Source organism: Candidatus Magnetaquiglobus sp., from assembly GCF_058402785.1.
Genome location: NZ_JBZVFG010000009.1, coordinates 25,464 through 39,933 on the forward strand (window position 1 = coordinate 25,464; position 14,470 = coordinate 39,933).

Here is a 14,470-nt window from a genome sequence, read left to right on the forward strand (position 1 = left end):
CCCCGGATGGTGCGACAACGCCCGCTCGTTCGATGAAGGAGCGGCGCGCCGGGTGTGTCGCGGGCGCTGCAAGCGCGAGAGGCGGCGTGGGGTTCGTGGTTCACGCCTGATCGGTTTTTGGGGTGCCCTTGACCACCAGAACCGGGCAGTTGGCCTTGCCGATCAGCTTCACCAGATCGTTGATGTTGAAAAGCCGGTCGAACATGGAACGGTCACGCGGTTCGCAGACGATCAGGTCGTCGGTTCGTTGTCGGGCCACCTCCAGGACCACCTCGTCGAGATCGCCGCCATGCACCAGTCCTTCGGCGGTCACCCCGTGCAGTTGCGCCAGGGCCACCAGTCGGTTGACGGTCAGATTGGCATCGCGACACGCTTCATCCTTTTCATCCACGACCAGCAGGATGGTCAAGGGGATGTTGGCCCCGTGGGCCAGGCGGATCGCCACCAGGGCGGCCTGGTCGCCGGCGGTTTCGTCCGGATCGATCACCAGCAGGACGCCACTGCTCCAGAAGGAGAAGAGGCGCGGCACGACCAGGACCGAGCACTCCAGTTTGTCGAGGAGTTTGGTGGTGGCTTCGCCGACGTTGTTCTTGGCCAGTCCCCGGCGTCCGCGTCGGCCCACGATGACCAGTTGGGCGTTGATCTCCCGTGCGGCGGTCAGGATGCCGGTGGTGGGATCCTCGGCGGGGCGGATCAGGCGGGAGTGCTCGATGCCGGTGGCCAGGCACTGGTTGGCGATCTGATCGAGTTTGAGGTTGGCATCCTGTTCTTCGACGATCGAGGCGTCGGTGCCGGGTTCGGCCAGGAGCAGGCGGAGCATGTGGAGATGGGATTGGCTGTGTTGCGCCAGTTCGAGGCCCACGGATTCAACCCCGGCGGAGAATTCCGACCCGTCGGTGGCCAGCAGCACGACTTTGCAGGGATCCGTCATCGCGACATCGGTGTCGATCATGGAGTGCCTCTTTCTTGATTCGTATTGTTTGCTTGATTGAATAGTAGTTGTTATTTACGGTTCATCGGTATTCTGGCCATCAGAATAGCAGATGGCATCCAGGCAGTTCAAGTTTCTGTTCTGGTTTTGTCTCAATTCAGAGAATTTTTTTTCACAATCTTAACAGAATCTATTGACATGATCCCCATGATTTGCTAAACTGTGAAAAGTATTAACTTTTAACGGAGGGTATGTGGACGCACCGAGTTTGGTGACTCTGACGCGCCGTCAGGAGGGTGACATGGCCTGAATCCGTTCCGCCATCCGCATTCCCCCTCCCTTGCAAAGCCCGCCAGAGTCCATTCCCAAACCTGATTGAACGTCTCGTCAGGGATCCTGTTTCCAAAAGCTTCCTGAAAAAGGGTTATTGCTCCGCAATAACTTCCGAGAGTGCGTTTGTTTCGTTGTCGCGTGCATTTTTCTTTGACGCGGCAGCTCTGCGCATCGGTGCGTCCCAAACCTCCCGCCACCCTTTTTGACTCTGGAATGCCCGCAAGGGAGGTCCGGGGTCGGGGTGAGGGGGATCCCCCCATCATGCAAGGTTTCTTTCGTTCATCGGATATTCCATTCTTGGCCAGGAAGGACGCGACATGAGCATGATCGTGGTTGACGAACCGCAAGCACCCATGGAGACCGGTCAAGCCCCCCGATTCGTGGAGATGATCCGTCGCCTCTACCGCAAGGGGGCCACTGCCCAGCTCTCGCGCATTCTCGACAAACTCCTGCCCGCCGATATCGCCCAGGTGATCAACACCTCCGAGGATCTCGACGAGGCGGCGGACATCTTCCACCTGATCACCGCGCCCCAGCACGCCGGCGAAACCCTCAAGGAACTCAACGAGGATTTCCAGATCCACATCATTTCGGTGTGCAGCCTGGAACGCGTCGTGCCGATCCTGGAGAGCCTGCCGCCGGATACCCGCGGACACATTCTCGGTCAGCTCAATCCCGAGGTCGGCCAACACATCATGAATGCCCTGGACCGGGAGACCCAGAAGGAGGTGCAGACCCTGCTGCAATACCTTCCGGATACCGCCGGTCACATCATGAACTCCCAGTTCTTCGCCATCGAGGAGACCACCACCGCCAAGCAGGCGCTGCAGGCCGTGCGCGATCTGGACTACCACGAGTTCGTTTTCTACGTCTACGTGCTCGACGAACAGCAGCGGCTCATCGGCGTCAGCTCGTTGAAACGGCTGCTTCTCTCCCCTCCGGATCGCCTGGTGCGCGACATCATGGACGATCGGGTCCACACCGTGAACGTCGATACCCCCCAGACCGAGGCCGCCAAGATCGTCACCGAAATGGATCTCATGGCCATCCCGGTGGTCAACGATCTGGGGGTGATGCGCGGCATCATCACCGTGGACGATCTGATCCATGTGATTCAAAACGCGGATACCGAATCGATGATGAAATCGGTGGGCGCCGATGCCGAACATAAACTCAGCCTGCTCTCCGAATCGATCACCAGCGTGGCGCGCACCCGGCTTCCCTGGCTGGTGGCGCCATTCCTGGGCGGTTTGGCCGCGGCGTGGATCCTGGGTCATTTCGAGGATACCATGTCCAAGGTGATCCAGTTGAGCTTCTTCATGCCGATGATCTTCGGCATGGCCGGCAATGTCGGCAGTCAGACCGCCGTGGTGGCGGTGCGCGGTCTGGCCACCGGCGTGATCCAGGTGAGCGACTACTTCGCGCTCCTCTTCAAGGAGACCCAGACCGGCGTTCTCATCGGTCTGTTCTACGGCGCCTGTCTCTCCGGCTACGCGCTGGTGGTCTTCAAGAGCACGACGCTTGCCTTCGTGGTGGGGATCAGTATCCTGAGCAACATCACCTATGCCGGGGTGATCGCTTCGAGTCTGCCCTTGCTGCTCCAGAAAATGGGGCATGATCCGGCGGTGGGCGGTGGCCCCTATGTGTTGACCACGGTCGATGTGCTCGGGGTGATCAACTATCTGTTGATCGCCACGGCGGTCTATGGCTTGTGAGACCGCTTTCGTCCCTTTCGACGACTCGATAACGACTCTCTTGAAATCGATGAGGATTCCGCCATGGCCATGATGGTTCTGGATGACAATAAGGCAGCGGCCAAACCCGCCCCCAAGAACAGCAACATCGCCGAGGCGATCGTGCGTCTGCACCGGCGCGGGGCGACCGCCCATTTGACCCAACTGTTGAGCAAACTCAAGCCCGCCGACCTCGGCGAGGTGTTGAACGGCTTTCCCGGCCCGCGCGCCATGGAACTTTTCTGCCGGATCGCCCCTCCCGAGCATGCCGCGCAGGTGTTGACCGAACTCGATGACGACCATCGTCGTTACGTGGTCTCCAACTGTCCCGGCGAACAGATCAGAACCATCCTCGACACCCTTCCGCCGGAGGTGCGGCAGATGGCCCTCACCGGTCTGGATCCGGAGGTGGCCGAGCGGCTCTCCCAGATATTGAACCGCTTCGAAAAATCCTCCGGGGATGGCGACGAGATCATCTATACGCCGGGAACCGCCGGCAGCCTCATGGAGACCAACATCATCGCCATGTCGGATCAGACCACCGCCGGCGATGCCATCCTGGCGATCCAGGCACTCTCTTCCCACGACGCGATCTTCTATCTCTATGTCCTCGACGACATGCAGCGGCTGATCGGTGTCTGCTCGCTGCGGCGTCTGATCGTGGCCGATCCGAAAAAGACCTTGCGGGAGTTCACCCAGACCCGTCTGATCAAGGTGCATGTCGATACCCCCCAGGGCACGGTGGCCAACCTCATCAGCCGCTATCGCCTGCTGGCTATGCCGGTGGTGGACGAATTCGGCGTGCTGGTCGGACAGATCACCATCGACAATCTCATCGAGATCATCCAGGAGGAGAACACCAATTCCATCCTGAAGATGGCCGGTATCGGCTCCAAGGATACCAATGTCCTGGCCCAGTCGCCGTTCAAGATCTTCCGGACCCGCGTTCCCTGGCTGATCACCGCCTTCATCGCCTACATCCTGGTCTCGGCGATCCTGGAAGGGTTTGAGCAGACCTTGGAAAAGGTGGTGCAACTGGCCTTTTTCTTCCCGATCGTCATCGGCATGTCGGGCAACGCGGGGAGTCAGACCGGTGCCGTGGTGGTGCGCGGCCTGGCCTTGGGCACCATCCACAACGCCCATTTTTTCCGGTTGCTGTTCAAGGAACTCGGCATCAACATCATTCAAGGGGGGGTGTATGGTCTCTGTCTGGCCGGGGCCTCGTATCTGATCTTCCAGAATCCGCTGCTTTCGGTCACGCTTGGCATCGCGATGCTGTTGAGCATCACCTGTTCGGCGGCCATCGCCATGTCGTTGCCCTTCTTTTTCAAGCGTCTCGGCGCGGATCCGGCGGTGGCCGCCGGGCCGTTGGCGCTGGCCTTCATCGACATGGTGGGCTCGATCAACTATCTGACCGTGGCCTTCATGGTGTTCAAACTGTAGCGCGTGCCGTCGTGACCGTCCCGCGCGCGGGGACGGTCGGTGGTCCGCACACGAAAAAGCCCACTTCGGAAACCGAAGTGGGCTTTTTCGTGTGCGTCGGGGATCGGGCGTTGTTTGGCGCGTTGGTTCGGATCGTGCGGGCGGGAAAACCGACGATGGGACCGGTCGGGTGCGAACCGTTTTGTCTGGCGTCGTGTCTCAATCCTCCTCGAACCACTTCAACCGCTTGAAGACGAGGTAGCAGAGCACCATCAGCGCGAACAGTCCGATGCATTCGAACAGAAAGCCATACGGGGTGTTGGTGCCGGCCTGGCCGGGAATCCCCTCGATGTTGGTGCCCAGCAGACTCGTCACCGCGTTCATCGGCAACAGGAAGGCGGTGAAGACTGCGATGATCTTCATGGTGCGGTTCATGTTGCGATCGAGACGGGCCATGATCTCGTCCTGCAACAGGGCGGCATGCTCGCGACAGGAGTTGATGTCCTCGATGGCGCGGTTGATGTGGCTGTTGGCCTCGCGCAGTTGCCGCTTGCAGGGGTCCGAGAGCCAGAAGGCGCGGTCGCCGTACAGCGAGCTGAGCACCCCGTGTTGGGGCATCAGATAACGGCGCGCGGTGATGATGCGGTGGCGCATCACCGAAAGCTCCTGCTGGGTGGTGCCGATCTTGGCCGCCAGCAGGATCCGGTCTTCCAGCAGGTCGAGTTCGTGGTCGATGCGGCTGGTGAAGGGGCCAAGGCGGGTCATGATCCGGTCCATGAGCCGGGAGAAGAGTTCCCCGGTGTCGCGGGGAACCTGCCCCTCCTTGAGTTCGTTGCGCACGTCGTCGCAGGCCAGGATTTTCTTCATGCGGATCACGATGATGCGTGTCTGGTCCACCCAGATGTTGACGCCGATCAGGTCGTCGTCATCCTCGTTGACGCGGCTTTGGTTCACGGCGCGCAGGGTGATCAGGGTTCCCTCGGCGGTGAAGGTGGTTTGCGGGCGGTTGTCGTCGTGCAGGAGCGTGGCGACCACCTGGGGATCGAGTCCGCTTTCGTTTTGCAACCAGCGGCGCGTCTCTTCCCCTTCCGGGCGGCTCACCAGCCAGAAGTAGCCGTTTTCCGGTTTCCAGGTGCGGATCTCGTGCCATCCGATGGCCTGGGCCTTGCCTTGTTTGTCGATCTGATAGGCGTAGATCGATCCGGCTTCACTGCTCATGGCGCGCCTCCATTCGTTGCCGTGGGTTGGAGAGTTTTCGATGCGGATCCGTCAAGTCAACGGTCAATCGATGAAAATGTGAGCGATCAGGAAGTAACTGGCGATTCCGCAGACATCGATGATGGTGGTGAGCATCGGGCCGGTCAGCGCGGTCGGATCCCCGCCCTTGCGTCCCAGGAGCAGAGGCACCGTGGTGGCGAGGATGCTGCTCAGGGTGATGGTCAGGGTGGCGGCGGTGGCCACGACCTGCACCAGATCGATGTTCCGGAACAGGATGTAGGCGGTGATTCCCAGGAGAACACCTGCCAGGATGCCCATCAGGAACCCGGCGCCGACCTCGCGCGGGAACACTTTCCAGAAGGCATTGGCCTTGATTTCGCCGGTGCGCAACCCCCGGATCACCACGGTGGCCGACTGGTTGCCCACATTGCCGGCCAGGGCCGTGACCACGGGCAGGAAGTAGATCATGGAGATCATCTCCAGCACCTCCTGTTCGAAATAGTGGTAGATGCCGACCCCCGTCACGCCACCCACGAACACCAGCATCAGCCAGGGCAGACGGATGCGCACGATCGGCAGGGAGGAGTCGGCCTCGATCTCGTCGCTGTGGGCGCCGGCCATTTTCAGCATGTCCTCGGTGACCTCTTCCTGGAAGACCGGGAAGATGTCGTCCACGGTCACCAGACCAACCATCACCCCCATTTCATCCACCACCGGGATGCCGAGCAGACGGTAATGGCGGACGATCTCCACCACCTCCTCCTGGGGGGCGTGGGTATGGATCTGGACGACGCGGGTGTTCATCATCTCGCGCAGCGGTTTGCGCGGGTTGGCCAGCAGCAGTTGGCGCAGGGAGCTGACCCCGGTCAGGCGTCCCGATTCGTCGGTGACATAGAGGTAGAAGACCATCTCGTAGGTAGGCAGGGTGCGCACCGCCGCGATCGCCTCCGAGACCAGGGTATCCTCGGGCAGGGCGAAGAACTGCGAGGTCATGATGCCGCCCGCGCTCTCCGGGGGGTATTGCAGGAGGTTTTCGATTTCGGTCTTGGTCTCCTGATCGAGCTGGGCGATGATTTTTTCGGCCACCTCCTTGTCGAGGTGGCTGAACAGATCGGTGCGCTTGTCCGGGGCCATGCGGGCGACCACCGGGGGGAGCGATTCGAGGCGACAGGCCTCGACCACCGCCTGTTGCAACGCTTCGCCGAGTTCACCCAGCACCTTGGCGCGCTGATCGTTCTCCTGGATCCGCAGAAACAGTTCCGGAACGATCTCCGGCGGGAACATTTCGAAGGCAGAGGCCAGATCTGCGGGATAGGCCTTGGCCAGGATGTTCTGGAGCGTGCGGTTGGCGGCCTTGGCGTGGAAGGTCTGGATGTTTTCGAACAACATCTGGGCCTTTTCGAGATTTTGCGGTGCGCGCTCGTTCGGAGTGGTTTTCTCGACGCTTGGACTGGATTCGCTCTTCGATGTGGCGTCGGCGCCATCCTCGGCGGAGCGTCCCATCATCCGGTCGTCGATCAGGGTGGTGGGACGTTGCCGCATGCTGAGCAGCATTTGAATCTGGGCCTGTTTGTTTTTTTCGACGCGACTGGCCAGCTGGTTCAACTCGTCGGGGGGCAGTTCTTCGAGGATCGGCAGGATCTCGCGGATTTCGGCCAGGGAGACGAGGTGGGCCCGTTGATCCGTGGAGAGGGCGCGCAGCACCCGGATCGCCTTGACGCGCGGCAGGAGGGGCAGGATGCGTGCGCTCTCCTCGTCGCGCATGATCTTGAACAGAGCGATCAGATCGGTGTCCGAGGTTTTTCCGAGCAGGTTTTCCAGATGGGGCAACGATTGTTTGCGGTGCAGACGGGAAACCGTCTCGAGCATCACGCCGATGCGATCCTGGGCCATGGCGCCTCCCAAGGGATGGATGAAAGGGGTGTGGATACCGGGAGTGACCTTCCTGGAGCCGAAAGAGGGGCTCCGGAAGATGTTCGTGGCGCGTGGGATCAGCTTTCCGGCGGTTGCCAGCAGGCTGTGCCGTCCGGGCCGCGCGCGTTTTTGGCCATGCCCTGCTTGGTGAGGGTCAGGCCGCCGCATTTGGTGTCGGCGAGCTGTTCGTCCTGGGGTTCGGCGGCGAGGGCATAGGTGTTCTCGTCGGCGGAAAGGATCACCAGTTTGTAGAATTTTTTGGGGGAGAAGACGCTCAGATCCGCGACATCCGCATAGCCGAGGGCGGCCAGATCGGTGGTGTAGGCCTTGGATCTGGCGAAGAGAATTTCCTGGCGTTTGGCCAGATCGAGCAGGGCGTCGCGACCATCGGCGCGTTGTTCTTCGATTTTGGCGGTTTGCGCCAGCCGTTGGCTGTAGCGGTAGTCGTAGACACCGACGCCGGTGATCAGGGATGCGAGGATCAGTCCCAGGATGACGATCATCGAGGTATTCATGATGGCAGCTCCGTTGACATCTTAAGTTTATGATGTCCAAAATAAAATAAATTTATTTCACAACCGTTTGGGTTGCGACGGATTGGGTCAGGCTGATTTTCCGAGAGATCCAGGGGGTTGGACAGGGTGAATCACGATGGAGCAACTCGAAATATTCTTTAATAGATGGAATGATTTGTCAAGGAAAGATTTCGTTGGGACGACAGCGGCCACGTATTTTTTTCGAGGATTGGATCGGGGTGTGGAGATATATGAATTTTATAATTATTTTGCGATGCAGCACAACCATTTAAGGTATAAATGTGAAAAATATTTCACAAACTCCCAGATTATGATAAATTGCGATCTAACGTTAATTTCCGGTCCGGATTTTGCTTGATTTTCTTCTTTGGTCCAAGCCTCCAGTCGGTTCAGCCGTCAGGCGGGGTGCTTGGTCGCAGGAAGATTCAAGGAGTCTCAGGCCAATGTCCACCGATCCATTGATTCACGCCTGGCGCTTCGATGCCCAGAACGCGGGACGGGGGCTTGCCTGGAACGAGGTGGGGTCAACCAACATCTTCTCCCTCGGCCATTTCTGGTTGCATCTCCACCATCGCTCCGAGCTGGCCATCGACTGGATCAAGGGGCGCTCGGCCATCGACGAATGCGCGGTCAAGGCGCTCCTGGCTCACGAAACCCGACCCCGTTACACCCGCTTTCAGGATGGCGCGGTCCTGATGCTGCGCAGTGTCAACGAAAACCGCGGCCACGACTACCACGACATGGTGGCCTTGCGCATGTGGGTGGATGACATCGGCATCGTCAGCCTGCGCGGACGTCCGATCGCCTTCATCGACGAGATCCGCCGGACCATGGAGTATGGAACCGGTCCCCGGTCGCCGGGTGAGCTGCTGCTGGCGTTTCTGGAACAGCTCACCACGCGCATCGGCTCGACCCTGGAGCGCATGGACGATCAGCTCGAAGAGCTGGAAACCTACACCCTGACCGAACACGAACCCTACGAGACCCGTCGGAATGGACCCCGGATCCGCCAGCGGCTCGGGGATCTGCGCGTGGCCGCCGTGGCCATGCGTCGCTATCTGGCCCCGCAGAGGGAGGCAATCGCCCGTCTTCTGGCCGATGAACTCCCCTGGGTGGATGAATCGCTCAGGTCGCGTCTGGCCGAGGTGGTCAACGAGTCCACCCGCCAGCTCGAGGATCTCGACGAGATCCGCGATACCGCCGGGATCATCCAGGATTCGGTGGCCAACGCCATCAGCGAGGGGTTGAACGACCTGCTGTTCAAACTCACCATGATGTCGGCCTTCTTCATGCCACTCTCGTTCGTGGTGGGCTGGTTCGGGAGCAATGTCAGCGGATTGTTCCTCAATGCCGACAGTACCTGGTTCCCGAGCCAGCAGGGGTTCGTGATGGAGGGGGTGTTGCTGATGGTCATCGGTCTGATCGAGGTGTGGATTTTCAAACGGCTTGGATGGTTGTGACCGGGAGGATGCGATGTGCGCGGCCAAGGTCAAGGAGGAGGAGAATGACTCGGAGTTGCCGGTGCATCAGCGTCGGGCGGTGGCGTTGCGCTATCAGCGCGCCAGGGATGCCGCGCCGCGCGTCACCGCCTCGGGCCGGGGACTGGTCGCCGAGACCATCCTGAAAAAGGCCCGCGAGGCGGGTGTCACCCTGATGGAGGATCCGGATCTGGTGAACCTGTTGGGCAAGGTGCCGGTGGGGGACGTGATCCCGCCCGATCTCTACAAGGCCGTGGCCGAGGTGTTGGCGTATGTCTATCGGTTGAACAAGAACTTTCCTCACTGAGTGTCCTTATGTTAAGGTGGCTGCGTTTGGCCGGGTGAAAGGGGCCGGCGGGGCAGGGCGGGTTGGAGGCGAAACATGGCCAGGGAAAAAAAGTGTGACCCCACGGATTGTGATCTGCTCGCCGGCGAGGTGCATGCGCGCATCGATCATCTCTATCAGCGTCAGGCCAAGCTGCTGCGCCGCATGGACGAACTCGAGCGCGCCACCCGCGAGCAGTTGGACCGTTTCGCCGCGGCCTGGCCGAGTCAGCTGATCGAGGGGTTGGCTACCCGTCAGGGGGAGCTGTTGCGCCGCATCGAGGAGCAGGAAGAGGAGAGCGCCCGCATCTACGCCAATCAGAACGACCTGTTGCAATCCCTGGACGTCACCCTGAACGATATTCGTGAACGCATCCGTCAGATCGCGGAAAGGCAGGAGAGCTTGTCGCCGTCGGTTGCCGTGGACGCGGGATCGGAGTAGGATTCATTAATATTTCCCACCCCGGACTTCCCACAACACCATTTCGGAACACGATTCATAAAAACGCTCATGAACGACATCACCCCCTCCGCGGATTTCATTCGCGACATCATCGCCCACGATCTGGCCCACGGCATCAACGAGGGTCGCCTGCAGACCCGTTTTCCACCCGAACCCAACGGTTATCTGCACATCGGCCATGCCAAGTCGATCTGTCTGAACTTTGGCGTGGCTGCGGAGAATCCGGGTGGCCGGTGCAACCTGCGTTTCGACGACACCAATCCGGCCAAGGAGGATGTGGAGTATGTCGATTCGATCCAGGAGGATGTGCGCTGGTTGGGGTTTGACTGGGAGGATCGCAAATACTATGCGTCGGACTATTTCGGGGAACTCTACCGTTTCGCCGAAGAGTTGATCGAAAAGGGGGTGGCGTATGTGTGCGATCTGACCGCCGACGAGATGCGCGACTATCGTGGCACGCTGACCGAACCGGGACGCAACAGCCCGTATCGGGAGCGGAGCGTGGCCGAGAATCTCGATTTGTTCCGACGCATGCGGGCCGGGGAGTTCCCGGATGGGTCGCGGGTGTTGCGCGCCAGGATCGACATGGCCTCCCCGAACATCAACATGCGCGATCCAGCCTTGTATCGCATCCGGCGCGTCTCGCACCATCGCACCGGTGACGACTGGCTGATCTATCCCACCTACGATTACGCGCACGGCATCTCCGATGCCCTGGAGTGCGTCACCCATTCGCTCTGCACCCTGGAGTTCGAGGATCACCGTCCGCTCTACGACTGGATCCTCGATCAACTGGATATCCCGTGCCGTCCGCGTCAGATCGAGTTCTCCCGCCTGTCGCTCGAGTACACGGTGATGAGCAAGCGCAAACTCAACGCCCTGGTGCAATCCAAGGTGGTCTCGGGCTGGGACGATCCGCGCATGCCGACCATCTCCGGTCTGCGTCGGCGCGGCTACACGCCGGAGTCGATCCGTGAGTTCTGTCGTCTGATCGGCATCTCCAAGTCCCCGAACCGGGTCGAGCACACCCTGCTCGAAACCTGTCTGAGAAGCGATCTGGATGCGCGTGCGCCGCGTACCATGGCGGTGTTGCGGCCTTTGAAGGTGGTGATCGATTCGTTGCCCGAAGGGTACGAGGCGTCGATCGTCGCGCCGAATCACCCCCAGAACGAGGCCATGGGCCGGCGCACCATCCATTTCACCCGCGAAATCTTCATCGAAGAGGATGATTTCCGCGAGAGCGCGCCCAAGCAGTTCAAGCGGCTGGTGAGCGGCGGCGAGGTGCGCCTGCGCAATGCCTATGTGATCCGCTGTCGCGAGGTGGTGAAGGATCCGGCCACCGGTCGCATCGTCGAGTTGCGTTGCGATCACGATCCGGCCACCCTGAACGCCAATCCGGTGGGTCGCAAGGTGGCTGGCGTGATTCACTGGGTCTCTGCGACCCGCTCCGTGGCGGGAGAGGCGCGGCTGTACAATCCGCTCTTTTCGGTCCCCGAACCCGATGCCCTCAAGGGGGATATCGTCGAGCATGTCAGTCCGGAATCGATCGAGGTGCTGGATGGCTGTCGCTTCGAACCGGCTCTGGCCGAGGGCGGGCAGCCGTTGCCGTATCAGTTCGAACGGCTCGGTTACTTCCACCGGGATCCGGACTCCACCCCCACCCATCCGGTCTTCAACCGGGCGGTCGGGTTGCGGGATGGGTGGGCGAAGATCGAGCAGAAACTGTAAGTCTGGTTGTGACCTGATGGGGACCGTGGAGCTTCCGGTTGAGGCTTCATGGTCCCTTTTCCCCTTCCAAACTCCTCCCGCATCGCCCCCTGATTTTCATCCTGGTGTCACCCTGTTTGGTCTGTTTGTTGCAGTATTGCTACTGCTTGGCCATCGATCGCGTGTCGATAGTGGATGACATGCGCCGATTTTCCGGGCGACTGGCTCCGTTCTGCGACGGATTCCGGTTCGGTTCGTCAGGATTTTGGCATTTTGACCAGCTCTGGGGTACACACAATGAAACTGGATATCTCTACCGTCATCGGCCTGGTTCTGGCCACACTGATCGTCTTCGGTCTGATGGGGCACAACCTGGGCCTGTTCTGGAGCATGCACGCCTTCATCGTCGTGGTCGGTGGTCTGATCGCCAGTACCTTCGTGAAATTCAACATCGAGGACATCATGAACACCATGGCGATCCTCTCCAAGCTGTTCAAGATTCCCAAGGAGCATCCGAAGGAGATCATCGAGCAGATCATCAACTGCTCCAACATCGCCCGCAAGGAGGGTATCCTGGCCCTGGAGAAGGTGCAGATCCATCACCCGGTCCTGAAAACCGCCATCACCTTCTGCGTCGATGGCGTGGATCCGGCCTACCTGCGCGAGATCCTCACCAAGGAGATGGAGTACATGCAGGTCCGCCACCACGTCGGGGTGGTGATGTTCGAAAGCATGGGTGAGGCCGGACCGGCCATGGGTATGGTGGGTACGCTCATCGGCATGGTGGAACTGCTCTCCAACCTTTCCAACCCGGATGCGATCGGCCCCTCGATGGCCACCGCGCTCCTGGCCACCATGTACGGCGCCATCGTCGCCAACATCATCGTGATCCCCTTCGGCATCAAACTGCATCACTACAGCACCCACGAATCGGTCATCTACGAACTGGTCATGGATGGCGTGCAGGGGATTCAACGGGGCGTCAACCCGCGTATCCTGGAAAAGTCCCTGATCTCGGCCCTGTCGCGCAAGCATCGCGAACTGACCGCCTGATCAATCGAGGCGTGGATCCAGCACCAGATTAAGGATGCCCGAGAATGGCAAAGAAATGTCCAACCTGTAAAAAGGGAACCCCGCTTTGGTTCATCTCCTGGGCGGACATGGCCACGCTGCTGCTCTGTCTTTTCGTGATTCTGTTCTCGATGTCCACGGTGAACGCCACGAAGTTCAAGAAGTTGCAGGGAACCATGAAGAATGCCTTTGGCCTGAACCGCTCGGAACAGGTCAATCCCGTGGGTGGCGATTCCCTCGTGAGCGTGGATTTTCAACAGGAGATCAAGCTGGTGCAGTTGATCGAGAAGTTGGATCTGATGGTGAACAACCTGGTGGACAACGGCGAGGCGGAGCTTAAGGAGACCGAATCCGGCATCTTTCTGAAACTCTCCAAGAAAACGCTGTTCAAACCGAAAACGCTGGAAATTCATCCGGAAAGTAAGCTAAAATTGAGTCAGATCGCCACCATGTTGCAAAGCCTGCGCAACGAGATCCAGGTGACCGGTCTGCCGGATCCGTCACCACCGCCGCATCTGGCCGGACTCCTCAACCCCTGGGCCGCCGGCGTGGTCGAGGCTCAGGCGATCGCCGAGTTCCTGATCGGCGAGGGTGGCATCGACCCACGCCGCGTACGCGTGGTCTCTCCGGCTCGCAAGCCGGGTGAAGTGCCAGGCGCGCGCCACGATCCCCACGAATTCGTGGTGGAGATCGGCGTCATGCGGACTTCCGAGGCTCGGGGCGAGGGTGACTCGTCCGTGCCTGCCGACCAATGATTCTTGCTTGATTTGGAGGGGACTTGACCATGGCTGCTCAGGAAGAAGTGGTGGTCCGCCGCAAGGAGCGGCGCAAAACACTCCTCAATCCGGCTGGCAACCCCTTGCTCTGGTGCAAGTGGGTGAGCTTCCTGTTCTGGTCCATGGGCATGTATTTCGCCCAGAACGCCAAGCCGGCGGATGAGTCGTTCTTTCACCGGATCATGAACATGGGGGTCGCCAGAAACTGGAATCGCGACCTGCTGACCTTGAGCTGGTTCTTTCTGTGGTTGACCGCCCTGGTGGCCATCGGGGGGTTGATCCTCAACGGCATGCGGCTGCGGCGCAAGGACGATCATCTGAGCGTGGCGCTTCTCCTGGTCGTGGTGGTGACCCTCTTCTCCATGGCGGTGCTGCCGGCTGGCAACTCCATCGCCACCTTCCTGATGCATCTGAAAAACTGATCCGTCGCCTCGCCAGACAGCCGTCACGGGCAGGCCAGATCATCTGAAAACAGGGTTCGATTCCGGTCGGACCCTGTTTTCGTTTTTGGATTTGGCGCGGGAAACCGGCCTGATTTTTTTGGAAATCTGGTTTGCTTTTTGC

13 protein-coding genes are annotated in these 14,470 nt (G+C 60.0%); 9 read left to right on the forward strand and 4 right to left on the reverse strand.

The window, feature by feature from the left end; genetic code table 11:
• Positions 1–100 precede the first annotated feature (100 nt).
• Positions 101–952: a universal stress protein gene (locus ACV4UY_RS04935; RefSeq protein WP_491606538.1), complete on the reverse strand. Its 852-nt coding sequence runs from the start codon at positions 950–952 to the stop codon at positions 101–103.
• A 629-nt stretch (positions 953–1,581) separates the two neighbouring features.
• Between ACV4UY_RS04935 and mgtE (ACV4UY_RS04940) the strand changes: the two genes are divergently transcribed.
• Positions 1,582–2,979, forward strand: a complete 1,398-nt coding sequence (gene mgtE / locus ACV4UY_RS04940) for a magnesium transporter (RefSeq protein ID WP_491606539.1) — start codon at positions 1,582–1,584, stop codon at positions 2,977–2,979.
• 63 nt (positions 2,980–3,042) lie between these two features.
• Positions 3,043–4,440: a magnesium transporter gene (mgtE, locus tag ACV4UY_RS04945; protein WP_491606540.1), complete on the forward strand. Its 1,398-nt coding sequence runs from the start codon at positions 3,043–3,045 to the stop codon at positions 4,438–4,440.
• A gap of 198 nt (positions 4,441–4,638) precedes the next feature.
• Here mgtE (ACV4UY_RS04945) and ACV4UY_RS04950 read toward each other — a convergent pair whose 3' ends face one another.
• The 3 genes from ACV4UY_RS04950 to ACV4UY_RS04960 all read right to left on the reverse strand — a co-directional run bounded on the left by ACV4UY_RS04950 (position 4,639) and on the right by ACV4UY_RS04960 (position 8,066).
• Positions 4,639–5,637: a CorA family divalent cation transporter gene (locus ACV4UY_RS04950; RefSeq protein ID WP_491606541.1), complete on the reverse strand. Its 999-nt coding sequence runs from the start codon at positions 5,635–5,637 to the stop codon at positions 4,639–4,641.
• A gap of 63 nt (positions 5,638–5,700) precedes the next feature.
• Positions 5,701–7,530, reverse strand: coding sequence for a magnesium transporter (gene mgtE, locus ACV4UY_RS04955; protein ID WP_491606542.1), 1,830 nt, complete (start codon positions 7,528–7,530; stop codon positions 5,701–5,703).
• A 98-nt stretch (positions 7,531–7,628) separates the two neighbouring features.
• Positions 7,629–8,066 (reverse strand): type IV pilin protein, encoded by a 438-nt coding sequence (locus ACV4UY_RS04960; protein ID WP_491606543.1) that lies wholly within the window; start codon positions 8,064–8,066, stop codon positions 7,629–7,631.
• A gap of 464 nt (positions 8,067–8,530) precedes the next feature.
• On the opposite strand from ACV4UY_RS04960, the gene ACV4UY_RS04965 reads away from it, so the two are divergent.
• From ACV4UY_RS04965 to ACV4UY_RS04995, 7 genes are all read left to right on the forward strand, one after another.
• Complete coding sequence (locus tag ACV4UY_RS04965) at positions 8,531–9,547, forward strand: CorA family divalent cation transporter (protein WP_491606544.1); 1,017 nt, start codon at positions 8,531–8,533, stop codon at positions 9,545–9,547.
• Between the two features lie 13 nt (positions 9,548–9,560).
• Positions 9,561–9,872, forward strand: a complete 312-nt coding sequence (locus tag ACV4UY_RS04970; protein WP_491606545.1) for an EscU/YscU/HrcU family type III secretion system export apparatus switch protein — start codon at positions 9,561–9,563, stop codon at positions 9,870–9,872.
• A gap of 75 nt (positions 9,873–9,947) precedes the next feature.
• The gene (locus tag ACV4UY_RS04975) at positions 9,948–10,331 is read left to right on the forward strand and encodes a hypothetical protein (protein WP_491606546.1); all 384 of its coding nucleotides are present in this window, start codon (positions 9,948–9,950) and stop codon (positions 10,329–10,331) included.
• A 69-nt stretch (positions 10,332–10,400) separates the two neighbouring features.
• The gene (locus tag ACV4UY_RS04980; protein ID WP_491606547.1) at positions 10,401–12,080 is read left to right on the forward strand and encodes a glutamine--tRNA ligase/YqeY domain fusion protein; all 1,680 of its coding nucleotides are present in this window, start codon (positions 10,401–10,403) and stop codon (positions 12,078–12,080) included.
• Positions 12,081–12,356: 276 nt separating this feature from the next.
• Positions 12,357–13,112: a motility protein A gene (locus ACV4UY_RS04985; protein WP_491606548.1), complete on the forward strand. Its 756-nt coding sequence runs from the start codon at positions 12,357–12,359 to the stop codon at positions 13,110–13,112.
• A 44-nt stretch (positions 13,113–13,156) separates the two neighbouring features.
• Entirely contained in the window at positions 13,157–13,885 is a 729-nt protein-coding gene (locus tag ACV4UY_RS04990; RefSeq protein WP_491606549.1) for a flagellar motor protein MotB, read from the forward strand.
• A 29-nt stretch (positions 13,886–13,914) separates the two neighbouring features.
• Complete coding sequence (locus ACV4UY_RS04995) at positions 13,915–14,328, forward strand: hypothetical protein (RefSeq protein ID WP_491606550.1); 414 nt, start codon at positions 13,915–13,917, stop codon at positions 14,326–14,328.
• Positions 14,329–14,470 lie beyond the last annotated feature (142 nt).